The 25,085-nt window shown below is 73.3% G+C and carries 23 protein-coding genes, 1 tRNA gene and 1 pseudogene; 13 read left to right on the top strand and 12 right to left on the bottom strand.

The annotated features are described in order from the left end of the window. Positions 1-28 precede the first annotated feature (28 nt). Positions 29-1,237, bottom strand: a complete 1,209-nt coding sequence (locus tag NFX44_RS10435; protein ID WP_262283302.1) for an amino acid deaminase/aldolase — start codon at positions 1,235-1,237, stop codon at positions 29-31. Between the two features lie 149 nt (positions 1,238-1,386). On the opposite strand from NFX44_RS10435, the gene tmk reads away from it, so the two are divergent. The 6 genes from tmk (at position 1,387) to NFX44_RS10405 (ending at position 7,462) form a co-directional block, all read left to right on the top strand. Further along, positions 1,387-3,603, top strand: coding sequence for a dTMP kinase (gene tmk, locus NFX44_RS10430; protein ID WP_262283301.1), 2,217 nt, complete (start codon positions 1,387-1,389; stop codon positions 3,601-3,603). Next, entirely contained in the window at positions 3,600-4,907 is a 1,308-nt protein-coding gene (locus NFX44_RS10425; RefSeq protein WP_262283300.1) for a DNA polymerase III subunit delta', read from the top strand. Before tmk ends, NFX44_RS10425 begins: the two co-directional genes overlap by 4 nt. 125 nt (positions 4,908-5,032) lie before the next feature. After that, a complete protein-coding gene (locus NFX44_RS10420) occupies positions 5,033-5,362 on the top strand; it encodes a YbaB/EbfC family nucleoid-associated protein (protein ID WP_262283299.1) in 330 nt (109 codons plus the stop codon). 1 nt (position 5,363) lies between these two features. Further along, a complete protein-coding gene (locus NFX44_RS10415; protein WP_262283298.1) occupies positions 5,364-5,669 on the top strand; it encodes a hypothetical protein in 306 nt (101 codons plus the stop codon). Then, complete coding sequence (locus NFX44_RS10410) at positions 5,669-6,337, top strand: hypothetical protein (RefSeq protein ID WP_262283297.1); 669 nt, start codon at positions 5,669-5,671, stop codon at positions 6,335-6,337. The genes NFX44_RS10415 and NFX44_RS10410 overlap by 1 nt, the downstream gene beginning before the upstream one ends. Before the next feature lie 288 nt (positions 6,338-6,625). After that, complete coding sequence (locus tag NFX44_RS10405) at positions 6,626-7,462, top strand: regulatory iron-sulfur-containing complex subunit RicT (RefSeq protein ID WP_262283296.1); 837 nt, start codon at positions 6,626-6,628, stop codon at positions 7,460-7,462. A 161-nt stretch (positions 7,463-7,623) separates the two neighbouring features. Here NFX44_RS10405 and NFX44_RS10400 read toward each other — a convergent pair whose 3' ends face one another. Beyond that, complete coding sequence (locus NFX44_RS10400; protein WP_262283563.1) at positions 7,624-9,345, bottom strand: metallophosphoesterase; 1,722 nt, start codon at positions 9,343-9,345, stop codon at positions 7,624-7,626. Between the two features lie 149 nt (positions 9,346-9,494). Here NFX44_RS10400 and NFX44_RS10395 point away from each other — a divergent pair. Beyond that, a tRNA-Thr gene (locus tag NFX44_RS10395) sits at positions 9,495-9,568 on the top strand. Positions 9,569-9,585: 17 nt separating this feature from the next. Here NFX44_RS10395 and NFX44_RS10390 read toward each other — a convergent pair. The 5 genes from NFX44_RS10390 to NFX44_RS10370 form a co-directional block, all read right to left on the bottom strand. Then, entirely contained in the window at positions 9,586-10,131 is a 546-nt protein-coding gene (locus NFX44_RS10390; protein ID WP_262283295.1) for a site-specific integrase, read from the bottom strand. Further along, entirely contained in the window at positions 10,059-10,361 is a 303-nt protein-coding gene (locus NFX44_RS10385; RefSeq protein WP_262283294.1) for a hypothetical protein, read from the bottom strand. Before NFX44_RS10385 ends, NFX44_RS10390 begins: the two co-directional genes overlap by 73 nt. An 83-nt stretch (positions 10,362-10,444) precedes the next feature. Further along, positions 10,445-11,128 (bottom strand): MFS transporter, encoded by a 684-nt coding sequence (locus NFX44_RS10380; RefSeq protein WP_369015317.1) that lies wholly within the window; start codon positions 11,126-11,128, stop codon positions 10,445-10,447. After that, entirely contained in the window at positions 11,028-11,690 is a 663-nt protein-coding gene (locus NFX44_RS10375) for a Type 1 glutamine amidotransferase-like domain-containing protein (RefSeq protein ID WP_262283292.1), read from the bottom strand. Before NFX44_RS10375 ends, NFX44_RS10380 begins: the two co-directional genes overlap by 101 nt. A 418-nt stretch (positions 11,691-12,108) precedes the next feature. Then, on the bottom strand, positions 12,109-12,906 hold the full coding sequence (locus NFX44_RS10370; RefSeq protein WP_262283291.1) for an alpha/beta fold hydrolase: 798 nt from the start codon (positions 12,904-12,906) through the stop codon (positions 12,109-12,111). 134 nt (positions 12,907-13,040) lie between these two features. Here NFX44_RS10370 and NFX44_RS10365 point away from each other — a divergent pair, with 134 nt between their 5' ends. After that, the gene (locus NFX44_RS10365) at positions 13,041-13,634 is read left to right on the top strand and encodes a TetR/AcrR family transcriptional regulator (RefSeq protein WP_262283290.1); all 594 of its coding nucleotides are present in this window, start codon (positions 13,041-13,043) and stop codon (positions 13,632-13,634) included. 720 nt (positions 13,635-14,354) lie between these two features. Then, complete coding sequence (locus NFX44_RS10360) at positions 14,355-15,287, top strand: GNAT family N-acetyltransferase (protein WP_262283289.1); 933 nt, start codon at positions 14,355-14,357, stop codon at positions 15,285-15,287. Between the two features lie 142 nt (positions 15,288-15,429). Here the strand turns inward: NFX44_RS10360 and NFX44_RS10355 are convergent, their stop codons facing one another. Further along, positions 15,430-16,014, bottom strand: a complete 585-nt coding sequence (locus NFX44_RS10355; protein WP_262283288.1) for an N-acetyltransferase — start codon at positions 16,012-16,014, stop codon at positions 15,430-15,432. Positions 16,015-16,379: 365 nt separating this feature from the next. Next, positions 16,380-16,829 (bottom strand): annotated as a pseudogene (locus NFX44_RS10350) (SRPBCC family protein); the annotation flags it as partial. Positions 16,830-17,005: 176 nt separating this feature from the next. On the opposite strand from NFX44_RS10350, the gene NFX44_RS10345 reads away from it, so the two are divergent. After that, positions 17,006-19,198 (top strand): acyltransferase family protein, encoded by a 2,193-nt coding sequence (locus tag NFX44_RS10345; protein WP_262283287.1) that lies wholly within the window; start codon positions 17,006-17,008, stop codon positions 19,196-19,198. A 39-nt stretch (positions 19,199-19,237) separates the two neighbouring features. Here the strand turns inward: NFX44_RS10345 and NFX44_RS10340 are convergent, their stop codons facing one another. After that, a complete protein-coding gene (locus tag NFX44_RS10340; RefSeq protein ID WP_262283286.1) occupies positions 19,238-19,858 on the bottom strand; it encodes a pyridoxamine 5'-phosphate oxidase family protein in 621 nt (206 codons plus the stop codon). Between the two features lie 160 nt (positions 19,859-20,018). On the opposite strand from NFX44_RS10340, the gene NFX44_RS10335 reads away from it, so the two are divergent. The 3 genes from NFX44_RS10335 to NFX44_RS10325 all read left to right on the top strand — a co-directional run bounded on the left by NFX44_RS10335 (position 20,019) and on the right by NFX44_RS10325 (position 22,283). Beyond that, positions 20,019-20,525 (top strand): DUF2231 domain-containing protein, encoded by a 507-nt coding sequence (locus tag NFX44_RS10335; protein ID WP_262283285.1) that lies wholly within the window; start codon positions 20,019-20,021, stop codon positions 20,523-20,525. Next, positions 20,522-21,061, top strand: a complete 540-nt coding sequence (locus NFX44_RS10330; protein WP_262283284.1) for an Hsp20/alpha crystallin family protein — start codon at positions 20,522-20,524, stop codon at positions 21,059-21,061. The genes NFX44_RS10335 and NFX44_RS10330 overlap by 4 nt, the downstream gene beginning before the upstream one ends. A 115-nt stretch (positions 21,062-21,176) precedes the next feature. Next, positions 21,177-22,283, top strand: a complete 1,107-nt coding sequence (locus tag NFX44_RS10325) for a glycosyltransferase family 9 protein (protein ID WP_262283562.1) — start codon at positions 21,177-21,179, stop codon at positions 22,281-22,283. Between the two features lie 7 nt (positions 22,284-22,290). Here the strand turns inward: NFX44_RS10325 and NFX44_RS10320 are convergent, their stop codons facing one another. Together NFX44_RS10320 and rfaE2 are read right to left on the bottom strand one after the other, a co-directional pair. Further along, positions 22,291-23,169 carry a glycosyltransferase family 2 protein gene (locus NFX44_RS10320; protein ID WP_262283283.1) on the bottom strand — a complete coding sequence of 293 codons (879 nt, stop codon included), beginning with the start codon at positions 23,167-23,169 and terminating at the stop codon, positions 22,291-22,293. Further along, entirely contained in the window at positions 23,166-25,010 is a 1,845-nt protein-coding gene (gene rfaE2, locus NFX44_RS10315; RefSeq protein ID WP_262283282.1) for a D-glycero-beta-D-manno-heptose 1-phosphate adenylyltransferase, read from the bottom strand. Before rfaE2 ends, NFX44_RS10320 begins: the two co-directional genes overlap by 4 nt. Positions 25,011-25,085 lie beyond the last annotated feature (75 nt).

Raw genomic sequence — 25,085 nt, 5'->3', positions numbered from 1 at the left:
GAGGTGCGCCGGGACCCGCCGTCACCATCTAGAGGAACGCGTGGCCCTCGCCCCGGTAGGTCGGCACGGTGGCCACCACGCTGTCGCCGTCGACCAGGTGCACCTCGTTGACGTGCTCGCACAGCTCGCCGGCCTTGGCGTGGCGGAACCACACCCGGTCGCCGATCCGCAGGGCGGTGGCGGCGTCGCCGGCCAGCGGGGTCTGCACCTCGCCCGCGCCCTCCGCGCCCAGCAGCTTCAGCCCGGCCGGCAGCCACGGCCGGGGCAGCCGGCTGTCCGCGGCCGGCCCCGACGCGATCCAGCCGCCGCCGAGCACGGTGGCCAGCCCGGGCCCCGGGCGGCGGACCACCGTGCAGGCGAAGAACGCCGCCGGGGTGGGGCGCCAGGCACGGTACGCGTCGAAGAGCGTCGGCCCGTACAGGCCGGACCCGGCGGTGACCTCGGTGACCGCGGGGTCGGCGCTGGTGGCGGCCACGCTGCCGGTGCCGCCGCCGTTGACGAACTCCAGGTCGGCGTGTTCGCGCACCGCGGCGACCGCGGCCGCCCGGCGGGCCAGCAGTTCCCGGTACGACCCGCGCTGGGTGACCCGGATGGCCGTGCCGAGCACCGCATTCCCGGGCGGGGCGTCCCCGAGGCCGGCGATCTGCGCCTCGTACGACATGAGCCCGACCAGCCGGAAGCCCGGCCGGCCGGCGACGGCGGCGGCGAGCGTGCCGGCCGCCCCGGCGCTGTGCACGGGTGAGCGCCGCACGCCGACGTGCACCCGGCCGCCGAGCGGCCGCCAGGAGGCGTCCAGTTCGAGGCAGATCCGCAGCGCCGGCCGGCGACCGGGCGGGCAGACCTGGTCGATCAGGTCGAGCTGGCCGGCGTCGTCGACCATCAGGGTCACCGCCTCGGCGAGCGCCGGGTCGGCGGCCAGTTCGGCGAGCGCCCCGCGGTCGGCGGTCGGATAGGCGACCAGCACGTCGTCGCTGACGCCGCTGCGGGCGAGCCAGAGCGCCTCGGGGAGGGTGAACGCCATCACGCCGCGCCAGCCGGGCCGGGCCAGCGCCCGGGTCAGCAGATCCCGGACCCGGACCGACTTGCTGGCGATCCGGACCGGCTTGCCGGCCGCCCGGTCGACCAGCGCGCCGGCGTTCGCGTCGAAGGCGGAGAGGTCGACCACCGCGTACGGCGGGTCGAGGTGGGCGGTCGCCCGATCGAGGCGATCGCGAAGTTTGTCACGGTCGATGGCCACGTGTGCACGCTAACTGTCTGGGCGCCAATGCGAAATACCCTCGCGTCTGTCCGGGCTGCGGGTGGTGGTCCCGGCGGCCTAGGCTCGGCGAGCAGGCGAATGTCGCGGAGGGGGTCGCAGCTCGCCGCGACTAGAGTGTTCCACCGGGGATGCCCAGCTCTGGGCCGGCACGTGGAGGTACGGCCATCGAAAGCCAGAACAACGGCGAGTCGCCCGGCGTGTCGTCGCCCGCCGACCGCTCCGGCGCGGCCGCCATCCGGTCGGTGCTGCGCATCCGGCCGTTCCGCCGGCTGTGGATCGTGCTCGGCGTCGCCTCCTTCGGCGACTGGCTCGGCCTGCTCGCCACCGCTCTCTTCGCCGCCGCCCAGGTCTCCGGCAGCACCGCCCAGGGTGCCGCCTTCGGCGGCGTGACCGCGATCCGGCTGCTCCCGGCGCTGGTGCTCGGTCCGGTGGCGGGCGTCTTCGCCGACCGGTTCGACCGGCGGTGGACGATGGTCATCTGCGACCTGCTGCGCTTCGTGCTCTTCGCCTCGATCCCGCTCTACGCGCTCACCGGCGCCGCGGGAGGGCTGGTGGTCGGCTGGGCGTTGATCGCCACGTTCCTGATCGAGTCGGTCACCCTGCTGTGGATCCCGGCCAAGGAGGCCGCGGTCCCCAACCTGATCCCGCGCACCCGGCTGGAGACGGCCAACCAGCTCACCCTGATCACCACGTATGGCCTGACCCCGGTGGCCGCGGCCATCGCCCTGGCCGTGCTCGACCGCGGGGTCCGCGGGGCGGTCGGCGGCGAGCTGCCCGACTGGGCCGAGCCGGCCCAGCTCGCCCTCTGGTTCAACGCCTTCTCCCGGCTGGCCACCGCGCTGGTGGTGGCCCTCGGGATCAAGGAGATCAGCGAGGCCCAGCGCGGCGAGACGGAGCGCGTCGAGCAGAGCATGTTCCGCCAGTTCGCCGACGGCTGGAAATACATCGGCCAGACCCCACTGGTACGCGGCCTCGTGCTGGGCATCTTCGGCGCCTTCGCCGGCGGCGGCATCGTGGTCGGCACCGCGAAGTTCTTCGCCAGCTCACTCGGCGCCGGTGACGCCGCCTTCTCACTGCTCTTCGGCGCGATCTTCGTCGGCCTGGCGCTGGGCATCGGGCTCGGGCCGATGATCGTCCGGGACATGTCCCGGCGCCGCTGGTTCGGCATGAGCATCGTGCTGGCCAGCGCCTCGGTGCTGGTGCTCGCCTTCGCCATCCACCTGTCCATGGCGATGCTCGGCGCGATCCTGGTCGGCGCGGGCGCCGGCATGGCCTTCCTGGCCGGCACCACCCTGCTCGGCGGCGAGGTCGCCGACGAGGTGCGCGGCCGGGTCTTCGCGGTGGTGCAGATCGGCACCCGGCTGGTGCTGATCCTGGCCATCGCGCTGAGCAGCCTCCTGGTCGGCGTCGGCGGCTCCCGCCAGCTGACCATCGCCGACCTGGGCATCTCGGTCTCCTCGACCCGCCTGCTGCTGCTCGCCGCGGGCGCCGCCGGCATCTTCGCCGGGATCAGCGCCTTCGGCCAGATGGACGACAAGAAGGGCGTCCCGGTCCTGGCCGACCTCTGGGGCTCGATCCGGGGCCGCCCGCTCATGCCGTCCGAACCCTTCGTCTCCAGCGGCCTCTTCGTGGTCTTCGAGGGCGGCGAGGGCGCCGGCAAGTCCACCCAGCTCGCCGCGCTCGCCGACCGGCTGCGCGAGCAGGGCCGGGACGTCGTGGTCACCCGCGAGCCCGGGGCCACCGGCATCGGGGAGCGGATCCGCTCGCTGGTGCTGGAGACCTCCGGCGACGAGGCCCCGTCGCCCCGCGCCGAGGCGCTGCTCTACGCCGCCGACCGGGCGCACCACGTGGCCACCGTGGTCCGACCGGCACTGATCCGCGGCGCGGTCGTGATCAGCGACCGGTACGTCGACTCGTCGCTGGCTTACCAGGGGGCCGGGCGGACCCTGCCGGTCCAGGAGGTCTCCTGGCTCTCCTCGTGGGCCACCGGAGGGCTCAAGCCCGACCTCGTGGTGCTCCTCGACGTCGACCCGCACACCGGCCGCTCCCGCGTCGACTCCCGCAGCCAGGGCACCGACCGGCTGGAGGCCGAGTCGCTCCCGTTCCACGAGCGGGTCCGGTACGCCTTCCTCGACCTGGCCGCCGCCGACCCCAAGCGCTACCTGGTGCTCGACGCGTCCCGCCCGGCCGAGGAGATCGCCGCGGCGGTCGCCCGGCGGGTGGAGGAGTTCCTCGTCGACCCGGCCGGCATCGTGCACCCGCGCCCGGCCCAGGGCCCCGACACCACGATCCAGCCCGAGTTATCCGACGCGGAGCTGGTGACGATGGAGCGCCCCCGACGATGACGGACGTCTTCGCCGACCTGGTCGGGCAGGACGAGGCGGTGGCCACGCTCCGGCGGGCCGCCGCCTCGGCCGCCGCCCTGCTGCGCGCCGCCGCCCCGGCGGTGGCGCGGGCTAGCGGCGGAGCGGGCCCGGCCGGCGGCGACGACCTCGACGCGCTCGCCGAGGAGTTCGACGAGCCCGCCGGCGCCGCGCGCGACGGCGCGGACGGCGTCGCCCCCGGCGCCGGGATGACCCACGCCTGGATCTTCACGGGGCCGCCCGGCTCCGGCCGGTCGGTGGCCGCGCGCGCCTTCGCCGCCGCCCTGCAGTGCGTGCACGGCACCGGCTGCGGCCACTGCCCCGGCTGCCACACCACCCTCACCGGCACCCACGCCGACGTGCGGCTGGTGGTGCCCGACGGGCTCTCCATCGGCGTGAACGAGATGCGCGCGCTGGTGCTGCGGGCGGCCAGCACGCCGTCCGGTGGCCGCTGGCAGGTCGTCATCATCGAGGACGCCGACCGCCTCACCGAGGCCGCCGGCAACGCGCTGCTCAAGGCCATCGAGGAGCCGCCGCCGCGTACCGTCTTCCTGCTCTGCGCCCCCTCCACCCACCCGGACGACATCTCGGTGACCATCCGGTCGCGGTGCCGGCTCGTGCCGCTGCGGCAGCCGCCGGCCGGCGCGGTGGCCGAGGTGCTCGTACGCCGGGACGGCATCGCCCCCGACGTGGCCGAATGGGCCGCCGCGGCGGCGCAGGGACACGTGGGTCGGGCCCGGCGGCTGGCCCGTGACCCGGAGGCCCGGCAGCGCCGTGACGCCGTGCTCGCCGTGCCGCGCCGGCTGACCGGGGTCGGTGCCGCGTTCGACGCCGCCTCCGCGCTGATCGAGGCCGCCGAGGCGGAGGCCGCCGCGGCGGTCGCCGAGACGGACGAGTCGGAGCGGGCCGCGCTCCAGACCGCGCTCGGCGCGGGCGGCACCGGCCGGGGTGCGGCCGGGGCCATGCGGGGCGCCGCCGGGCAGCTCAAGGACCTGGAACGGCGGCAGAAGTCGCGGGCCACCCGCGCCCAGCGGGACGCGCTCGACCGGGCGCTGGTCGACCTGGCCGGCTTCTACCGGGACGCGCTCACCATGGCGCTGCGGGCGCCGGTCGCCCCCGTGCACACCGACACGGCGGCGCTGGCCGCGGCCGGCGCGCAGAAGTGGGACGCCGATGGGGCGCTGCGCCGGCTGGAGGCCGTGCTGGAGTGCCGGGCGGCGATCGAGGCGAACGTCAAGCCGCGGATCGCGGTGGAGGCCATGATGCTCGCCCTGTGGAAGGGCTGAGACGCCGGTTCGAGGTTGTCCACAGGGCATCGACAGGCTTTGTTGACTACGGTACGGTCCGGTGTGGCCACGCGGTGACGGTGGCGGCACGCTCAGTGACGGGGTCAGCCGGGAGGAGTCCGCCGATGTCACGGGGGGAGATCGACGAAGCCTGGATCGAGGAGGCGGTGCGGCGCTACCGGCGCATCGAGACCCTCCAGGCCGAGTTCGACCAGGCGGTGGCGACGGTCGAGGTCACCGTCCGTTCGCCGGACGGCCTCGTCGAGGTGGTGGTGACCGCCGGCGGTCGGATCACCGACGTGCGTTTCCTCGGCCCGCTGCACCAGCGCAACCCTCGGGACGTCGCCGGCTCGGTGCAGGCCGCCGTGACCGCCGCCGCCGACGCGGCGCAGTGGGCCCGGGAGAAGCTGCACAACGAGACCTTCGCGGCCTACCGGCCGCTGGCGGGAGCCTGACATGGAGACGCTGCGCGCGCTGGCCGCCCGCCTGGACGAGGCCGGCGCGACCCTCGCCACGCTGGCCCACACGGTCACCGCCACCGACCCGCCGCACCCCGCGTTCGGCGCCCACGCCACCGGCCGGCCCGGCGAGGTCGGCCGCGCCCTGCACCGGCAGTGGACCGAGGCCACCGGCGACCGGGCCCGCGAGGCGCAGGCCGCCGCCAACCGGCTGGCCGCCGCCGCGGCCGCCCTGCGCAGCGCCGCCGACCGCTACCCGGCGACCGACGAGTCCGTCGCGCGGCGGCTGGCCCGGGAGGCGTGATGGACGCCCTCGACCGCCTCGCCGAGCCGGGTCTCGACCTGCTCGTCCGGGTCGACGCGCTGCTCGCTGCCGGTGCGCCCGAGGGGCACCGGCTCTGGCCGCTGCTGCGCCGGATGCGGGTGCTCCCCGGCGCGGCGGTGCGCGAGTTCCTCGACCTGCACCCGGCGCCGCTGACCGGCGCCGGCCACGCCGTGCGCCGGCTCGTCCGGGGGTACGACGACACCGGCGCCGTTCTGGCCGACCCGGTCGCCTGGTCCGGGCCGGCCGCCGCGGCCTACGACGAGGCCCGCACCGCCCTGCTCCGGCACCTCGACGAGGGGCCGGAGAGCCTGGTCGGGCGGCTGGAGTCGACCGCCGGCTACGCCGACGCTCTGGCCGACTGGGTGGAGGGGAGCCGGGCCGCGCTGGCCCGGGCGCTGGCCGAGGCGCTGCGCTCGGCCGAGGCGGTCACGGTGCACGTCGCCACCCGCGCGGGGGCCGAGCCCGGCCGGTCCGGGGCCTTCGCGGCCGCCGAGATCGCCACGCGGGTGCTGGGCGTGCTCGGCGTGGCCTACGACGGCGCGGAGACGCTGCTGCGGCAGTGGGCGCCGAGCCTCACCGAGACGACCTGGCGGGACCGGCCCACGAGCGTGCCCCGCTACGGGGGCACCACCCGGATCGGGCACTGACCGGAGCCGCGCAAGCCCACGGCGTCGCACGCCGAACCGGCCGTGGCCGGGCTCCGGCGGCGACGCCGTGGCTTCCCCTGCACCCCCCGCAGGTATGGCTTCACTCAACGCGGTCGGCCGCCGTTTGTCCCGTAACTGACTCATGTTTCAGCCGTCCGGGCGAGGCCCAACGACACGAGGGGTCGGGATCGGTTCGGTCGAGTCGACAATCATGGATCGCTGCGGCGGGTGACCGGACGGCGACGGGCGGCCGGCCCGGATCCGTCCGGAGGTCGTAGGGTGGTGGACATGGGCATGCTCTGCGCGGTCAGTTTCAACCGGTACGGGCGCCTCTTCTACCTCGACCCGGGCGAGCTGCGCCCCCAGGTGGGCGACAAGGTGCTGGTGCCCACCGACGACGGGCCCGAGGTGGCCGAGTGCGTCTGGGCCGCGCAGTGGGTCAGCGAGGACACCGAGGGCTTCCCCCGCCTCGCCGGCCTGGCCGGCGAGGACGACCTGCGCCGCGACGAGCTGCTGCGCCGCCGGAAGGCCGACGCCAAGGTGGCCGCCAAGCGGCTGATCCGGGAGCACGGCCTGCCCATGAAGGTGGTGGCGATCGACCACGTCTTCGCCACCCCGGAGACCGGCAGCGACCGCACGACCGTCTACTTCACCGCGCCGCACCGGGTCGACTTCCGCTCCCTCGTCCGCGACCTGGGTGCGACCCTGCACTGCCGGGTCGAGCTGCGGCAGCTCTCCGCCCGGGACTCGGCGCGCGTGCAGGGCGGCATCGGATCCTGCGGGCGGGACCTGTGCTGCGCCACCTTCCTCACCGACTTCGAGCCGGTGACCATCCGGATGGCCAAGGACCAGGACCTGCCGCTGAACCCGCTGCGGATCTCCGGCGCGTGCGGCCGGCTCATGTGCTGCCTGAAGTACGAGCACCCGCTCTACCAGCGGTTCCAGGAGTCCGCGCCAGCCGTCGGCAGCCGCGTCTCCACGCCGGAGGGCGAGGGCAAGGTTGTCGGCCACAGCGTGCCCCGCGACTCGGTCACGGTGCGCCTCGACGCCGACGGCTCCCGCTGCTCGTGCAGCCGTGCGTCCGTGTGCGCCCCCCGCCAGGCCCACGACCAGCACTACTCCTGACCGCCGCCCCGCCCCCGCCTCCCCGCGCACCTCTCCGCGTTGCCTCCCCGCGTTGCCTCCCCGCGTTGCCTCTTCGCGTTGATCATGAAGTTAGCGGCGAAGTTGATCTCAATTCCTGCCGCTAACTTCATGATCAACGCTGCTTGACGGCTCGGTGCCGGTCAGCGGAGCACGATCGGAGGCTCGGCCAGGCGGGCGGTCAGGGGGTTCTTCGGGAGGATCCAGCTCGAGGTGGGGGACTGGTCGGGGTTCAGCTGCCAGGAGTGGGAGACCTTGTCGACGGCGATCGGGTAGATCGTCAATGTGCCGTCCGGGTCGATGCGGAGGCGGAGGAACGACTTCGAGTCCTCGATGCCCTGGCCGGCGAAGAGCTCGTTGACGTTCACCCCGAAGGATCCCGCCACGAGCAGGTAGAGCGCCACCAGCTGGCTGGCGACCAGCCCGCTCACCGGCCCGTACAGGACGGCGGCGGCGACCGCCGGCAGCGGCCACGGCCAGTCGTAGAACGGCAGCTGCAGCCAGAGCCACGTGCCGCCGGCGGCCAGCGCCACGTGGGCCACCCCGTGCGTCACGCCGAGAATCCAGTGCCTGGCGTGGCGCTTCCCGCCGGCGCTGGGCGGCTTGGCGAAGAACGCCGCGCCCAGCAACGTCACCGCCAGCATGATCACCAGCGGCACGCTGAACAGCCGCTGCTCCGTGGTGCCGACGTGGTTGCCCGCCACCCCGGCCATGGCCAGCATCAGCAGCGTGTGCAGGGTGCCCAGCAGGGTGGCGAAACCCGGGTTGCGGAACGGCAGCCGGGCGAAGATCCCCCAGCCGTACCGCCGGGAGCGGGCCTTGTCCGGGTAGCGGGCGGCCAGCTCGTATTCGCGGGTGCGGCTGGACCGGCGGGCCAGGGTGTCCCGCGGCGGCACTTCCAGCCGCTCGGGCAGCTGGTGCGTCGGGTAGAGGTAGGCGCCGCCACCCCCGCAGGTGATGAGCTGCCGCTCCGGGCCGGTGTAGCGGGCGTAGTGGTGCAGGTCGCCGGAGACCAGCAGCCGCACCTGCGCGCCGGTGGGCGCGACGATCGTACGGATGAAGTAGTCGATCGAGTCGTAGGCCGTGGGATGGTCGTGGGCCTTGACCCAGGTCGGCGCCGGCACCGCCAGGATCACCTTCGACCGTGGGGTGAGCTTCCGGGCCACCTCGTCGAAGTAGGTGAGCTGCGGGTCGTCCAGGTACGACCCGGACTGGTCGTCGAGGCCGAGCAGCCACCAGTCGGCGGGCAACTCCACGGCGAAGTACGAGCGCGACTGGCCGGTGCCCCAACCCGCGAAGTGCCGGTCCCGGGAGCGCACGAACAGCCGCAGGAACGCGGTCAGACCGTCGTACCAGTCATGGTTGCCGGGCACCGCGAAGAGCGTCGGGCGCTGCGGCGGCGCGATCGGCAGCGCGGCCTGGTACGGCCCCTTGCACCGGTCCTCGTACGCCTCGTACGCCGCCGACGGATAGACCTGATCGCCCCCCATCACCAGGGTCTGCGCCCGGGGCAGCCGGTGCCCGTCCACCTCCAGCTCCGGCCGGGCCAGCAGGTACGCCACCGAGTACGTGGCGTCGAAGCCGTCGCCCAGGTCGGCCACGTAGTCCAGCCAGAGCCCGCCGTCCGGCCCCACCTGCCGGAACGTGTCGTCGCCGAACGCGTTCTGCAACTCGCGCTTGTCCAGGTACGCACCGAACAAGATCGCCAGCAGGGTCCGCAGCCCGGTGCTGATGAGCAGCAGCGGCGCGAGCCACGGCACCGGCTTGCGCGGGGTGAAACCCAGCTCCAGTGGGTCGAGGCTGCGCGGGCGCCGGCTGGCCCGCTCGCCCGGGTGCGCCTCGGGGATCGGCTGCTGCGGGGGCACGTGATCGTCACTCACCCGCCGCAGGGTAGTCCCGACCGAGCGCGAAGTCTCTCCCGCGCACGTGCCGAAACTCCCGGATGTCCGTTTCAGAGGTCAGGGGGATCCTCGTTCGGCGTCCGGCGGGGTGTGCCGTACACTTGACGATCGTTGCCGCCTTAGCTCAGTCGGCTAGAGCGACGCACTCGTAATGCGTAGGTCGACGGTTCGATTCCGTCAGGCGGCTCGGTGAAGAAGCCCAGGTCAACGACCTGGGCTTCGCCGTTTCCCGAGGTCGACAACCTCGCCGCCGGCGGTGCCAGTCCGCAAATAGTCCGCATCCCGCGCCGCGACCGCCTCGTCCAGCCGGTTGGCGACCGCGTCCAGGTCGTCACCGAACAGCCCCGCGTACACGTCCAGCGTCATCGACGCGGAGGCGTGTCCGAGCATCCGCTGCACCGCCTTGACGTTGGCACCCGCCGCCACGGACCGACTCGCCGCCGTGTGCCGCAGGTCGTGAGGCGTGAGCCCGGCCAGCCCGACCGATGCCGCCGCCGGCGCGAAGACCCGTGACCGGAAGTTGGTGTTGCGAAGCGGCCCGCCATTCGGAGCGGTGAACACCAGCTGGTCCCGACGCTTTCCGGCGACGTGCGCGCAGGGCAAGCGTTTCTGTCGATGCGACGGGAAGTGCCTAGCGCTCTGACCTTGAAGGTTTGCCGGGTTGGTAGCGGCCTCTCCTACCGCGCAGCCCGCAAGGCGGCCGCGATCTGGACCACATCCAGGTCGACGACGAGCTCCTCGCCGTCCCACACCCCGCGCGAGGTGGTCGCCAGGCCGATCAGGGCCAGTTCGGCTGCATCGTCACGCAGCTCGTACTCTTCGCGGCTTTCCTCGCCAATCCCATCCAGTTCTTCGCGATCCCACGCAGCGACCGCCGACTCAGCCACCGACCGAGGCAACCGCACGCTGATCCGACTGACCTGGGGGTCGAGATGAGCCCCGATCGACGCCAGCACGGCCCGGTCCTGCTGGTACCTCACGTACTGCCCACGATCCTCCAAGGTCGCCGAGAGTACTCGGGCCCAACCGAGCCTCCGATCGCAAAGCCGGTGAACCTATGCGGTCACGGCACTAACGAGTGGGGTGCAGCGAAGGCCAGCGAGGCGAGGGCGAGCAATCCTGCTGCGGCGATGAAGGGAGCGCTGAGGCCGCCCGCATCGGCGACGCCGCCGCCGAGGACGGACCCGAGAGCCGCGGAGCCGATGCCGAAGAGGCGGGTGGAGGACACGACGCGGCCGAGCATTTCGTCGGGCGTGTGCAGCTGACGGGTGGAGCCGCCGACGACGCTGCCAGTGGTCGAGGCGATGCCTACGAACAGTAATGCGACACCAGCAGCCCACGGATTGCCGGCCAGCAGCACTGTGACCCAGGCGGCGGCTTGCACGCCGAGAGTGATCGCGTAGGCGGACCGTGCCGAGGGTGCGGCGGCGATGCGAGGAGCGAGCCAGCCTCCGGCGATGCCGCCGAGGGCGCCGCTCGCGATCAGCAAGCCGAATCCGAGCGTGCCGACGTGGAGCACGTCCTGGGCGTAGAGGACCAGCGTCGCGAAGGCGACGTTGTAGCCGAGGTTGTAGAACGCCATCCCCAGCGTCACGGTGCGCAGCTCAGGGTGCCGGACCAGGTGAGCCGTCACGGAGGCCGGGCGGCTATGACGCGAACTTCTTCCATTGCCCTTCGGAGACCACCTCGACCGAGCCGTCGACGACCTTGATGGCCGTCTGTTCGTCGATGGCGTAGGCCGGAACACCGATTTCGGCGGCCCAGCGCTCTGCGTCGGCCAGGGTGTTTGTTGGGAAAGCGTCCAGGTGCGGGAAGATCGAGAAGTCGACGACTCCCAGGGTGCGGTCGTCCGGCGCGGACGGCCACTCGACGAAGTACGTTCCGATCCGGGGCGTCATCACCATGCTTCCGGCACTCACTCCCACCCAGACCGTGTCGGGCAGCGATGGCAGCAGATCGGCCAGCCCGGACTCCCGCATCCAGTGGCACAGGTACGTCGCGTCGCCGCCGTCGACCAGGAGAACGTCGGCCTCCCGGACCCAGGGGACCCATCGCTCCGCGCCGATGGTGGGCAGTGCGGTGAGCTCGAGGACACCGAGCGACGCCCAACCCAGGCCGGACAGGTACTGAAACACGGGCTCGGCGGCTACGAAGCCCCGCACCGATTTCGGACCGCACATCGGGTGACCCCACTGTGCTGTCGGGACGCAGAGAGCGTGGCACTCGGCGACCGGCTTGCCGAGGAGCTGCACGAGCGCCGAGTGGATGCTTGGGTTCGTGACGCCGCCTGACGTGAGCAAGAGCTTCAAGATGCCTCCAGATTCGCGCGCGAAGGGTGGATGTACCTGAAGACCCGGGACCGTGCTGGAACTCATCGGAGGTCGCGCAACCTTTTCAGAGGACCCTCAGGTTGCCGGCTGCGATTGCCCACTAATCCTCCACCCGGTCCTACCCCGGACAGCACGTGCACCCGACTGACGCCCGCACGAGGCGCATGTCGCGGCGACCGCTCATCGCCATGTGAATGCGCGCGCGGCCTGCACTCCGCTGTCGCTCCGCACCAGACGTGCACGAGGAGTCAAAGCGGCGTTAGCGTGGGACAGGAAGGCCTCCTGGTCGCCGGAGCGGTTCCTAGACAGCTCCACCCCACCACCGGAGGCCTTCGTCATCACGTCTATCTACGTCGTGTCGTCACACGACCTCAACCAACCTGCCTGGGCAGTACGCCTAGAGGGTGGTGAGGAAAGCCCGGACCGCGGAGGCGAAGGCGTCGGGGGCGGTGGTGTAGATGAAATGGTCGGCGTCTAGTTCGGCCGACACGGTGCCGGCGCGGCGCTCGACCATGGCTCGGACCTGCTCGGGCGGGATGACGCCCTTGGTGCCGTGGATCAGCAGGGCTGGGCAGGTGGTGGCGGTCCAGTGGTTCAAGTGGTCACCGTGGACCTGCTCCTCGGACTGGTGCATGTCCTGGGGGTGGAAGGGCAGGCGCCAGGTGCCGTCGGCGTTTTCCCGGAGCCGATCTGAGAAGTACGGCGCCGCCGGGCCGAGGCCCGCGACAAGCGCGTCGCGGGTGGGTGCCTGGTAGGGCAGGTTCAGCAGGAAGTCCAAGGGGTTCGCCCCGTCGAGGCCGAAGGTGGTGGGACCCTCGGCGTTGACCAGCGCACTGACCCGCTCGGGGTGGCGGGCAGCGAACTGGTAGGCGTTGATGGCGCCGAGGGAGTGGCCGAGCAGTACGACTCGGTCCAGCTCCAAGTGGTCCAGGACGGCCCGGAGGTCGGCGAGGTACCCGTCCCGTGAGTAGTCGGTGGCGCGGTCGGACTCGCCGTGGCCGCGCTGGTCCAGGGCGATCAGCCGCCATTCGGGGCCAAGCGCTTGGGCGAGGGGGCCGAACGTCGCCCCCTCCGACAGGTGACCGTGCAGCGCGACCAGCGGTCGGCCGGTGCCGCTGAAGTCGAGGTAGGACAGCCGGCGGCCGTCGATGACGAGTTCGGCGCGGGCGGCGGTGTTTGTGGTGATGGCGCTCACTACAGCTCCTTCGTCTCGTTGCGATCGAGAAGACCGTAGCGCCAAATTGGGCGCTTGCGCAAGACGCTTGCCTAAGTCATCCGCATTAGGCGGTCGTCTCGTGCATGCGCACCAGGATCAAGTAACCTTCGGCCATGGGAAACCGTGAAGATCTGCTCGCCGGGGCCCGCCGTTGCCTGGAGGAGAAGGGGTGGGCGCGCACCACAGTCCGGGACATCACGGCCGCCTCCGGCGGAGTCAGCATGGCTGCCATCGGCTACCACTTCGGCTCCCGTGAGGCGCTGCTCAACGCCGCGCTGATCGACGCCATCGATGAATGGGGCACCGAGACAGGCCGCACCCTGGCTGCCTTCGGCGCGGAAGGTGCCGCCCCAGCCGAGCGGTACGAGGCAATGTGGGATCGGATCATCGAGTCCTTTTCCACCCATCGCACTCTGTGGCTCGCCTCGATCGAAGCACTCATCCAGGCCGAACACTCCGAGGACCTACGCCGCTACCTCGCCGGAGCCCAGGCCCAGGGGCGACTGGGCCTGGCGGCCATCCTCAACGGCGTCGAAGAGGACGCAGTCGGCGTCGAAGCAGCACGCAGCCTGGGCGCCGTTCAGATGGCTCTGCTGTCCGGCTTGATGACGCAATGGCTGACCGACCCCGACCAGGCTCCCACCAGCGCCGACGTGGTGGCCGGCCTCCGCGAGTTGACTCGGATAGTCGGACCCGATCACCCCTGACGGGTCAATCCACATGCATTGAGCAGCGAGCAACCATGGCGGCCTCCCCGGGCAGCCAAGCGAGCAGCCAGCCGGCGAGCAGGAGCGGACGATGGCGGGCGGAGACACCAGGTTGTGCACGGGGATCAGGCGGTGGACCAGCGGTCGGGAGCCGGCTCGTAATGCGTAGGTCGACGGTTCGATTCTGTCGGGCGGCTCGGCACAGAAGCCCAGGTCATCGGCCTGGGCTTCGCCATTTCCGAAGGCCGACAGGAGCGCCGTCGGTCGTGCAGTCCGCCTCCCGCGCCGCGACCGCCTCGTCCAGCCGGTTGGCGACCGCGTCCAGGTCGTCACCAACCAGGCCCGCGTACACGTCCAACGTCATCGACGCCGAGGGCGTGCCCGAGCATCCGCTGTACCGCCTTGACGTTGGCTCCCGCCGCGACAGCGAGACCCGCCGCGGTGTGCCAGAGGTCGTGCGGAGTCAGCCCGGCCAGCCCGACCCTCCCGGGAGGTTGGCCGGTCGGAGACTGCCCGACGAAGAGATCCATTTCTACCGTCGCCAGCACTTCACCTGCTACGCGGTGATCGGCCCCGGGCGGCTCGCCGGTCCCGCAGTCGCGCCCACGCTGCCCGCAGCTGCACCACCTCCTCGGGAGCGAATTGCAAGCCCTCGATCAACAGCCGCTGGTCGACCAGGTGGACGGGAATCACGATGCGGAGCTTCGCTAGCCTCTGCACGTGATCTTCTACCGCGCTACCGCGCCGGCAGACCTGGACCGCGTGACCTCCTGGGTCGTGACCGAGCCCGTCGGTTGGATCCCCGCCGACCGTTACCTGGCTGAACTGGCCGAGGACATGTACCGGCCGGAATGGACCTGGGTCGCCGAGCACGACGGCCGGGTCGTGGGACGGGCATTGTGGTGGGGGCCGAAGGGCAGGCTGCATCCGGTCGCGCTCGACTGCCTCGACGTGGATCCTGCCGTGGGCGACCGTGCGGCCGTCGCCGCCGAGCTGATCAGGGCCGCGCTGGCCGGGTTCCCGGAGCCGGTGCAGTACAGGATCAAGGTGACCGGTGGCTGGCGCGATGATCCAGCCACCTCGGCGGCCGTGGAGTGGCGGCGGGCGGCGGCGCACGCGGCGGGCCTCACCCGGGAGGTGGAGCGGCTGCAGTTCGAGTGGGCACCCGCCGACGGGGTGCCCTCCGTGGCCGGCAGGCTGCGGTTCGCCGAGGCCTCCGACGAGGAGTTCCTCGCAGTGTTCAGGAGAATCGCCGAGGGCAGCCTGGACGCCCAGACCCGTGCGAACCTGGCCGCCAAGGGCGTGGACGCGACCGCGCGCGAAGAGATGGACTTCTATCTTGGGGCGCCGGGCAAGCGGGAGTGGTGGCGGATCGCCTACACGCGCGAGGGTGAGGTGGCGGGCATGGCGATTCCCTCCGCGACCTCGTACAACGTAAACGTCGGCTATCTCGGGGTGGTGCCGGAGTTCCGCGGGCGCGGCTACGTGGACGAGGTGCTCGCCGAGATCACCCGCCTTCACGCGGCCAACGGGGAGTCGCACATCACCGCCACCACCGACATGGGTAACGCGCCTATGGCGGCCGCTTTCGGTCGCGCCGGATACCGCAACACGGGGATCCGGATCAACCTTTCCAACGACGTCCAGCCCTAGACGGGTAAAGGCCGGCGCCGGCACTGCAACGCACGAGCTCGGACCGCCTCGCCGAGGGCTACGGACCAGAGCGTGCGCCGCCTCCGTCGCTCGTAGGGAGTTCCAGCGGGAGATCAGCCGGTTGACCTGGCGTTGACCGCGGTCAGCCCGGCTGTCGCATGATCCAGGTCGGCAGCGGTTCGGGGACCTGGCCGACCACCTGCCAGCCCGCCCGGCGGTAGACCTCGACGTTGGCGGGATTGCTGGTCTCCAGCACCGCCGGCAGCCCGTCCGCCGCGGCCCGGCGCAGCCCGGCCCGCATGACGGCGTGGCCCCAGCGCCGGCCGGTGCTGTCGGGGTGGGTGCCGAGCACGCCGAGGTACCAGAAGGGGCCGGCCGGCAGCGCGGCGTGGACGGCCTCGTCGTAGGCGCGCACCCGGGCCAGCGCGTCGGCGGGCAGGTGGGCGGCGAGCGGATCGGCCGGCTCCGGTTCCGCCCCGTTCGGCGGCTCCCAGATCGCCACCGAGGCGCCCCCGCCGATCGTCCAGACGGTGTTCCGTCCGACGCGCTTGTCGAAGAGGTGCCCGAAGAAGGCGGCGGCGTGCCGGGGATAGCTGGCCGGGTCGGGGAAGAGATGCGTCAGCACGGGATCGGCGGCGAAGGCGGCGACCAGCGAGTCGACCACCCGTTCGCGGTCCGCCGGGGTGGCAACGGTGAGCTCCGGCTGGCGTGGTCCGAGGTCCGTCACGTCCGGCAACGATACGCGCCACACGAAGCGAGCCCGGCGGACACGGCTCGGGGCCGGTCCACCGGGCTCGCTCCGGCAGGGAGGTGGAAGGTCTAGAGGGCGCGGCGCGGGTCCGCCGGGTCGGGCGGGAAGGCGGCGCTCCGCTGGGCGGGGACGTCGGTCACCACGTACTCCGTCTCGGGTTCCGGGGTGGGTTCCTCGTCGGTCTCCGCGCGGTGCTTGGCCGCCGCGGCGGCCGCTGCCGCTGCCGCGCCCGCGGCGACCGCGCCGGCCGCGACCGCGGTGGCCGAGACGCCGGCCTTGCCGTCGTCGCCGCGCGAGGACGCGGCGTGCTCCACGCCGGGGGTGCCGAGGGTACGGCCATCGTCGATGGTGCCGCGCCAGGCGCCCGTCTCCGCTCCCCGGCCCTCGACGTACGACTTGAACTTCTCCAGGTCGGCCTCGGCCCGCTTCTCCACGAGGTGCAGCTTGTCGCCGGCCTTCTCGACCAGCCCCTCCGGCTCGTACTCCAGGGAGAGCCGGACCTGGGTGCGGTCGGTGCCGAGCGGCTGGAAGTGGACGGCGCCGGCGTTGGTGGCGCCGCTGGTGGCGGCCCAGGCGACCGTGCGGTCCGGTACCTGCTCCAGGATCTTGGCTTCCCACTCGCGCTTCACGCCGGCGATCTCGGCGACCCAGTGCATCCGCCGGTCGTCGAGCTGGCGCACCTCCTGCACGCCACCCATGAACCGGGGGAACTCCTCGAACTGGGTCCACTGGTTGTACGCGGTGCTGACCGGCACGTCGACTTCGATGGACTTCTCGACCTTCGTCGCCATGAGCACTCCTTGTCGTTCAGTGGTCTGCACCGGAATCCGTACCCCGGGGGACGCGGCCCAATCGAAGCGGAAGGCTCGGGTGCCGGGGGCGAGGCTGAGCTGCGCCGGCGCGATTGCCGGCCCGGCTGAGCGGCCGCTATCGTTCCGGGGCGGCGCCCCCGAGCTTGAGGATCGTGATGACTTCCCCGGAGTTGACGACAGTTCCCGCCCGGGGAAACTCCAGCATCGAGAAGGTGGCCGCCCCGGCCTCGCCGGGCATCGCCACCGGGAGCGAGCCGCGCCGGGCGCCCTCGCCGAGTCGCTTCCGGGGCGACGTCGCCGGGCTCCGCGCCGTGGCCGTCGGGCTGGTGCTGCTCTACCACGCCGGGCTGCCGTTCCTTCCCGGTGGTTTCGTCGGGGTCGACGTCTTCTTCGTGATCTCCGGCTTCCTCATCACCGGCCAGCTCATCAGCGAGATCGAGCGCACCGGCCGCATCTCGTTGCTCGGCTTCTACGCGCGGCGGGCCAAGCGGATCCTGCCCGCCGCGACGGTGGTGCTGGCGGCCACCGCGGTGGCGGTCCGGCTGTTCGTCCCCCGGGGCCAGTGGCAGGAGATCGGCGGCGACGTCGCCGCCGCGGCGATCTACGTGGTGAACTGGCGATTCGCCGACCGGGCCGTCGACTACCTGGCCGCCGACAACGCCGTCACCTCGCCGGTCCAGCACTTCTGGTCGCTCGCCGTCGAAGAGCAGTTCTACCTGGTCTGGCCCCTGCTGATCATCCTCGCGATCCTCGCGGCGCGCAGGCTTCGGCGGACGAACGTGCGGCCCGTCCTCTGGGTCGGTCTCGCGGTCCTGGCGGTACCGTCGTTCGCCTGGTCGATCGCCGAGACGGCGGCCTCCCCGGAGCGGGCGTTCTTCGTCTCCACCACCCGGCTGTGGGAGCTGGCGGTCGGTGCGGGCATCGCCCTGCTCGCGACCAGCGCGGCGCGCATGCCCCGGGCGCTGGCCGTCGTCCTCGGGTGGCTCGGTCTCGCCGCGATCGTGGCGGCGGCACTGCTGGTCACCGCGGCAACGGCGTGGCCCGGGTACGCCGCCGCGCTGCCCACGCTCGGCGCCGCCGCGGTGATCGCGGCCGGGGCCGCGGCGGGCTCCCGCGGCCCGGTCGTGGTGCTCGGCACGCGCCCGTTCCGCTGGGTCGGTGACCTCTCGTACTCCCTGTACCTGTGGCACTGGCCGATGCTCATCGTGGCCGGCGCGTACTGGGGGGACCTGTCGTTGGCCCGCGGCGTGACCGTGGCGCTCGCCTCCGTGGTCCCCGCCTGGATCACCTTCCGGCTCGTGGAGAACCCGCTGCGGTACTCGCGGGCCATCTCGACGTCGCCACGCCTCGCGTTGAGCCTCGGTGGCAACTTCACGCTGGCCGGGATCTGCGCCGGCCTCGCCCTCGTCCTCATGAGCGTGTGGGCGGCCGCCGCGGTGCCGACCGAAGGCCGGTACGCGCCCGGCGCCGCGCTGCTGTCGACCACGCCCGGCACCGCCCCGATCGGTCCGGTCCCGGAGCGGTTCGACTTCATCACGCCGGACCCCCTGCAGCTCGCGCAGGGCTTCATGGATGTGCCCGACACCAACCGGGACAAATGCTTCCAGCAGGTCGTGGGAGCCGAGGTCCTGTCGTGCACCTACGGCAACCCGAACGGGGCCACCACGGTCGCCCTGGTGGGCGACTCCAAGATGGACCAGTGGCTGCCGGCGTTCCAGGTGCTCGCCGCGCAGAACGACTGGAAGCTGGTGATCGCCGCCAAGGCGTCGTGCCCGTTCACCAGCGCCCGCGTCCTCATGGCCGACGGCTCCAAGAAGATCTACACCGACTGCATGGAGTGGAACAGGACGCTGCTGCGCAGGCTGGTCGAGGAACGTCCCGACTACGTCGTGAGCTCGCAGTCGGCGGGGAGCGCCCTGGACGCCGCGGGCCGGTGGTCGGTCGACGCGATGGTCGCGGGCGTGCGGTCCTCGTGGAAGCAGCTCGACGCCGTGGGCACGAAGGTCGTCGTGCTCGCCAACAACCCGCATCCCGGCCCGGCGATCGTGCAGTGCGCCGACAAGCACCGGAAGGACCTGTCGGCCTGCGCGTTCGACCGGGCGCGCCACGACCAGGACCCCGCCTTCCTGATGCAGCGCAAGGCGGTGGCCGGGATGCCCGAGGTGAAGATGATCGACCTCTTCGACGCCATCTGCCCGACCGACCGGTGCCCGGTGGTGTTCGGCAACGTCCTCATCTACCGCGGGGGTTCGCACGTCGGCGCGGCCTACGTCCGGACGACGGCCCCGCACCTGGCCCGGGCGCTGTCGGACATCGGCGTGCCGGCGCGCTTCTCGCCGTCGAAGTGATCGCCGCCGCCACCGGCCGGCCGGTGGCGGCCGGCGCGATCAGGTGTAGATGGTGTTGACGTAGTCCGGGCCGTAGTGGCGTTCGAGGTCGGCGAGGTTCTCCGTCGGCGCCTCGACCTCCTTGACCAGCCGGGCGCGGGTGGGCAGCGCGTCGGGCTGCCAGGTGTCCGGCCGCCACAGCTCGGAGCGGAGGAACGCCTTCGCGCAGTGGTAGAAGATCTGCTCGATGGCCACCTCGACGGCGAGCACCGGCCGGTGTCCCTTGACCACCATGTCGGCGAAGTACGGCGCGTCGGTCACCAGCCGGGCCCGGCCGTTGATCCGCAGCGTGTCGGTGCGACCGGGGATCAGGAAGATGAGCCCGACGTGGGGGTTGGCCAGGATGTTGCGGTAGCCGTCGGCCCGCCGGTTGCCCGGCCGCTCGGGGATGGCGATGGTGGTCTCGTCCAGCACCAGGGTGAAGCCGGCCGGGTCGCCCTTCGGGGAGACGTCGCAGCTGCCGTCCGCGCCGGCCGTGGCGACCAGGCAGAACGGTGAGGCGGCCAGCCACTCCCGGTCCCGCTGGTGCAGCACCGTGCGCTCCTTGTCCCGCGCCCGCGGCGTCGGCGCGCCCAGCAGGTCCGCCAGTTCCTCCGGGCTGGTGATCTCCCGTGTCGTCACGTCTGCCTCCCCCGTCCGTTGACCTTGACGGCGATTCCGGCGCGGCGACGGCCGGTTTCCGCCATCGTCAGCCTAGGAGAGCGCGTCGACGGCGAGGTTTGCCCCCGGAGCCCGGGGGTACGGACTGAGCCGCAGCGCGCCGCGAGCGATGGAGGCGGAGATGGAGAGCCGACTGAAGGTGCTCGGCCATCCCGTGCACCCGATGCTGGTGATGTTCCCGGTGGCCCTCCTGGTGACCGCGGTGATCTTCGACGTGATCGACACCGTGGGCGGGCCGGACTTCCTCGGCGAGGCCGCGTACTGGAACATCACGGTCGGCCTGGTCGGCGGCCTGCTGGCCGCGGCGGCCGGTGCCTTCGACCTGCTCGCCCTGCCCACCGGCACCCGCGCCAAGCGGGTCGGGCTCACCCACGCCGCCGCCAACGTCGCGGTGATCCTGCTCTTCGCCGCGGTCTGGGTGGTCCGGCTCAACGCCGACTCCCGGGCCGCCGGCGGCGCGCTGATCGCCATCGAGGTGGTCGCCGTGGCCATTCTCGGCGTCAGCGCGTGGCTCGGCGGCGAGCTGGTGGACCGGCTGGGCGTGGGCGTCGACCCGGAGCACGACCTGAATGCCCCCAGCTCGCTGCGACCCCCCTCGGCGACCCAGCGGATCGGAGACGTGCGATGACGGAACAGAGTGGCGGCGGTCGGGGTTGGCGGGGCCGCCAGCAGGGGTGGGACCCGATGGGCGAGCTTCAGTCGCTGCGCGCCGAGCTGAGCCGCCTCGTCGGTGGTCGCGGTGGCAGCCCGGACGTGGAGCTGACCGAGATCGCCGACGGCTGGGAGGTGGTCGTCCGGCTGCCCGGCGTGGCGCCCGAGGAGGTGGCCGTCGAGCTGGACGACCGGGAGCTGTGCGTGCGGGCCCGGTCGGAGGCCGAGGTCAACGCCGACCAGGGCATCCCGGGCGGCTTCACCACCAGGGGCTTCGAATACCGGGTGGACCTGCCGTCCCGGGTGGACCCCGACGGGATCGACGCGGTGATGGACCACGGCCTGCTCCGGGTGCGGCTGCCCCGGGCGGCCCGGCCGGCGCCGCGCACCATCACGGTCGGCCGCACCGGCCCGAGGGCGACCTCCGGGGGTACGGGGGGCTTCGTCGACCCGGCCGCCGACCGGGAGCTGCACCACCCGGACACCACGGCCGACGAGATCGACCGGCCGTAGGGGTCGCGTGACCACCCTGTCCGACGACTCCAGCTCGGCGCGTCTGTCGCCGCGCCGCGACCTGGAGCCGTCGTCCGACGACGCCAGCTCGGCGCGTCTGTCGCCGCGCCGCGACCTGGAGCGGTCGTCGGTGCTCGGCCCGGTCGGCGAGCGCGTCCCCGACGTCGAGCGGATCGCCGTGCTGCGGGCGAACGCGCTCGGCGACTTCATCTTCGTGCTGCCGGCGCTGGAGGCGCTGCGCGCCGCGTACCCGTCGGCGGAGATCGTGCTGCTCGGCGCGCCGTGGCACGCGAAGCTCTGGCGCGACCGCCCCGGCCCGGTCGACCGGGTCCTGATGGTCCCGCCGGTGCCCGGCATCCGGGAGCCCGGCCCGGACGAGGCGCCCGCCGAGCTGGCGGACTTCCTGGCGTCGGCCCGCAAGGAGCAGTTCGACCTTGCCCTGCAACTGCACGGCGGGGGCGCCAACTCCAACCCGGTCATCGCCGGGCTGGGGGCGCGGGTCACCGCCGGCCTGCGGGCCGAGGACGCGCCGCCGCTGGACCGCTGGATCCGCTACGTCTACTACCAGCACGAGGTGATCCGCTATCTGGAGGCCGTGGCCCTGGTCGGGGCGGACGCCGTGACGATCACCCCGGCGCTGGCGGTGACCGACGCCGACCGGGCCGAGGCCCGCGAGGTGCTCGGCGCGCCGACCCGGCCCCGGGTGGCGCTGCATCCGGGTGCCACCGACAGCCGCCGGCGCTGGCCGCCGGAGCGCTTCGGCGAGGTGGCCCGGGCGCTGGCCGGCGACGGGTACGAGGTGCTGGTCACCGGCACCCCCGCCGAGCGGGAGACGGTGGACGAGGCGGTCGCCGCGGCGGGCGTGCCGGTCCGCCCGCAGGTCGGCACGCTGAGCCTGGGCGGGCTGGCCGCCGCGTACTCCGGCTGCGCGCTGGTGGTCTCCAACGACACCGGCCCGCTGCACCTGGCCGCCGCGGTGGGCGCGCCGACGGTCGGCATCTACTGGATCGGCAACCTGATCAACGGGGCGACGCCGCTGCGCGTCCGGCACCGGCCGATCGCCTCGTGGACCATCCACTGCCCGGTCTGCGGCATCGACTGCACGCGGGACATCTATCCGCACCGGCCGGGCGGCGGGGAGTGCCCGCACCGCGACTCGTTCGTGGCCGACGTGCCGGTGGCCGAGGTGGTCGAGGCGGCCCGCGAGCTGCTGGCGGAGTAACGAGGGCTCAGGCCGGCTGCGGGGTGTCGGACGCGGCGACCACGACCTCCCACGCCTCCACCTCGCGCTCGGTCACCGTGGTCGGCGACTCCAGGTGGTAGGCCCCGCTGGGCAGCACGCCGGCGCCGCCGTGCCGCTCCAGCACCGCGAGCTGCGCGGCCACGTCCTCGCCCTGGTGCCGCTCGGGCAGACGGCGCCAGAAGTCGAAGCCGCCGGAGTCGACCAGCTTGGCCCGGTCGTAGAGCACACACCCACCGATCCAGGAGACCTTGTACGCCCGCCACGCCCCGGCCGGCAGCCGCAGCTTCTCGGTGACGTGCAGCAGGTTCGCCGCCGGGTGGATGGACGCGCGCTGCCACTCCGGGCTGCCGGGGCGGATCCGCTCGGGCACCGGCCGGCCCTGCCACTCCTCGTAGTGCCCGTGCGTCTCCGGTCGCACGTCGTCCGTGTAGGAGAGGCCGTGCACGGCGTTGCCGACGAACCCGCAGCCCAGCTCGCGGATGGCGGTGACCAGCCGGGACAGTGTGCCGGGCTCCAGCCAGACGTCGTCGTCGAGGCAGAGCACGTACCGGGCCGCCGACTGGTCCAGCAGGTAGGCCCGGTGCTCGGCCAGCCCGCGCCGGGGCAGCCGGCGGGTCAGCAGCACCGGGTGGCCCCGGTGGCGCAGCGTCCGGACCATGGTGGCCGCCGCCGGGTGCGCGTACGCGGGGGCGCCGTCGGACTGGTCGCTCACCACCACCCCGAAGTCGGGTACGCCCTCCTGCGCGGCCAGACCGGAGAGGGTGACGGCCAGTTCGGCGGGGCGGTTGCGGGTGGGGATCAGCACGTCGAGCTGCCGGGGGCGGCGGAACCCGTCGGGCGCGCCGGGGTCGAGCGGTCGGTTCACGCCGGCCTGCCCTCGCCGACCGGCGGGACCACCGGATGGGACCGGATCCGGTCGATGATCGCCGAGGTGGAGCGGTCCGGCACGTACCCGAGCGTGCGCACCTGGCCGCCCAGCCGGCGGACCAGCGGCGCCTCCGGGACCATCTCGGGCGGGTAGTCGCCGCCCTTGACGTAGACGTCCGGGCGGACCGCCTCGATCAGCTTCGCCGGGGAGTCCTCCTCGAAGACCACCACGTGGTCGACGCACTCCAGCGCCGCGAGCAGCGCGGTGCGGTCCTCGACCGGGTTGACCGGCCGGTCCGGGCCCTTGAGCCGCCGTACGCTGCCGTCGGAGTTGACGGCCACGATGAGCAGGTCGCCGAGCGCGCGGGCCTGGGTCAGGTAGCGGACGTGCCCGGGGTGCAGCACGTCGAAGCAGCCGTTGGTGAAGACGATCGACCGGCCGGCCCGGCGGTGCTCCGCGACGATCGCGGTCAGCTCGTCGGCGCCCACCTGGGTGGGGCGCCCGACCTCCTCCGGCCCGGTGCCCAGCGCGTCGAGCAGGTCCTCCCGGCGGCACACACAGGTGCCGGTGTCGGAGACGGTGATGGTCGCGGCGAGCTGGGCGAGCTGCGCGGCGGTCGGCAGGCTCGCCCCCGCCGCCAGCGCCAGGGTCATCGCCGCCAGGTACGCGTCCCCGGCCCCCACGGCGTGACTGGCCGGGACCGGCGTGCTGTGGCTGCGCCGGGGTGCGCCGTCGGCCCCGCCGACCACGGCACCCTCGGTGTCCAGGGTCACCGCCACGACGTCGGCGCCGGTGTGCTCGCGCAGTTCGTCCAGGCGGGACTCGGCCAGCACGGCCCGGTCCACGCCGGCGCCGGCCGCCGCGTTCACGGTCACGCCGGTGCCGGTGACGGTGAGCCCGTCCCCGGTCAGCGCCACCCGTCCCTCGCCGGGCGTCGGCTCGCCGGTCGGGCCGGCGATCCCGCCGCCGTGCTCGGCCGCGGGGGCGCCGGAGGTCGGGTGCGGGCTGCCCGGCTCCCGTTCACCGGCCCCGCCCGGCGCCGCACCGACGACCAGCTCGGAGGGACCGTCGGCCGGGTCGGCCAGGTGGTCCAGGTGCAGGTCGGCGGCGGTCGCGCCGCGCGGGGCGCTCCGGTGCCCGTTGCCGAAGCCGGCGGCCGCGCGGGCCAGCAGCCGGGTCGCCTCGGCGAAGCTCGGGGTCACCACCGTCGGGTTGAGCCCGCGCCAGTCGGCCAGGTCGTGCGCGTCGAGCGCCACGGTGGCGTACCGGTCCCGGTTGGCGACCAGCCAGGCGCGCACCCCCGGGGGCAGCGCGCCCAGGCCGTAGTCGCAGACGACAAGGGTGAGCGGCTGCCCGGCGGCCGCGGCACGCAGCTCCTCCGTGGCGCAGTGCAGCGCGGTCAGCAGGCGGGCCACCCCGTCGTCGTCGAGCGCGTCGTCCGGGTCGCCGGAGTCCTCGCGGAGCAGGATCTGGTTGCCGGCGAGCATCCGCCGCTTCACCGGCGTGGGACGGCCGGGCTGGTTGACCGTGCGGTCCCAGACTCCGGCCCGGTCGAGGCAGTCGTGCAGCTCGTCACCGGCCACGTCGGCGCCGACCGGGGCGACCAGGGCGGCCCGGCCGCCGAGCGCGGCCACGTTGACCGCGGTGTTCGCCGCTCCGCCGGCGGCGGAGATCCGCCGGCGCAGGGTGAGGACCGGCGCGGGCGCCTCCCGGCAGAGCCGCTCCGACTCCGCGAACCGCCACTCGTCCAGCATGGCGTCGCCGACGACCAGCACGGGACGCCCCTGCCAACCGGCCACGACGGTGGCGAGCCGGCGCTCTTCCGCTGCTGCTGCCATGCCCCTTCGGGTCCCCCGAGCGGGACCGGCCAAACCTGCGGTGCGGGCCACCCACGGCGTCCGGTTTCGGGCGGT

This window comes from Micromonospora sp. MA102, assembly GCF_025460765.1.
Lineage (GTDB): Bacteria > Actinomycetota > Actinomycetes > Mycobacteriales > Micromonosporaceae > Micromonospora > Micromonospora halotolerans.
This window is presented reverse-complemented; position numbering and strand designations above follow the sequence as displayed.

What these genes read in the sequence shown, in the direction of transcription:
- tmk (WP_262283301.1), top strand. Translation starts at nt 1,387, where the DNA reads ATGCCCAGCTCTGGGCCGGCACGTGGAGGTACGGCCATCGAAAGCCAG.
- NFX44_RS10425 (WP_262283300.1), top strand. Translation starts at nt 3,600, where the DNA reads ATGACGGACGTCTTCGCCGACCTGGTCGGGCAGGACGAGGCGGTGGCC.
- NFX44_RS10420 (WP_262283299.1), top strand. Translation starts at nt 5,033, where the DNA reads ATGTCACGGGGGGAGATCGACGAAGCCTGGATCGAGGAGGCGGTGCGG.
- NFX44_RS10415 (WP_262283298.1), top strand. Translation starts at nt 5,364, where the DNA reads ATGGAGACGCTGCGCGCGCTGGCCGCCCGCCTGGACGAGGCCGGCGCG.
- NFX44_RS10410 (WP_262283297.1), top strand. Translation starts at nt 5,669, where the DNA reads ATGGACGCCCTCGACCGCCTCGCCGAGCCGGGTCTCGACCTGCTCGTC.
- NFX44_RS10405 (WP_262283296.1), top strand. Translation starts at nt 6,626, where the DNA reads ATGGGCATGCTCTGCGCGGTCAGTTTCAACCGGTACGGGCGCCTCTTC.
- NFX44_RS10365 (WP_262283290.1), top strand. Translation starts at nt 13,041, where the DNA reads ATGGGAAACCGTGAAGATCTGCTCGCCGGGGCCCGCCGTTGCCTGGAG.
- NFX44_RS10345 (WP_262283287.1), top strand. Translation starts at nt 17,006, where the DNA reads ATGACTTCCCCGGAGTTGACGACAGTTCCCGCCCGGGGAAACTCCAGC.
- NFX44_RS10335 (WP_262283285.1), top strand. Translation starts at nt 20,019, where the DNA reads ATGGAGAGCCGACTGAAGGTGCTCGGCCATCCCGTGCACCCGATGCTG.
- NFX44_RS10330 (WP_262283284.1), top strand. Translation starts at nt 20,522, where the DNA reads ATGACGGAACAGAGTGGCGGCGGTCGGGGTTGGCGGGGCCGCCAGCAG.
- rfaE2 (WP_262283282.1), bottom strand. Translation starts at nt 25,010, where the DNA reads ATGGCAGCAGCAGCGGAAGAGCGCCGGCTCGCCACCGTCGTGGCCGGT.